At 57.6% G+C, this 229-nt stretch carries 1 protein-coding gene; it reads right to left on the bottom strand.

Features of this window, described 5'->3' with window-relative positions:
* The coding region (locus RTW80_RS31165; RefSeq protein ID WP_312722153.1) for a 2-oxoadipate dioxygenase/decarboxylase family protein at nucleotides 1–229 on the bottom strand (229 nt) is incomplete at both ends.

Raw genomic sequence — 229 nt, 5'->3', positions numbered from 1 at the left:
CACGCCCGCCTGGGAGAGATCGTAATAGCTGACCGGATACATGCCCATAATGGCGAAGATCCGGCGCAGGGTGGAAAGCTCCTGCGCGGTGCCAACGCGGATCGCACCGTGACGTTCAACATTCAGGCGCGCCAGTTCGTCTGCGTTTGCCAGTTGTTCATGTAAAAGTGGGTTATTTTCCAGAACCGCCAGGTTAACGTCCGCCACCAGTTCCAGCAAGGTGCCGTAC

Source organism: Escherichia sp. AM3 (genome assembly GCF_032029835.1).
Taxonomy (GTDB): domain Bacteria; phylum Pseudomonadota; class Gammaproteobacteria; order Enterobacterales; family Enterobacteriaceae; genus Escherichia; species Escherichia coli.
This window is presented reverse-complemented; position numbering and strand designations above follow the sequence as displayed.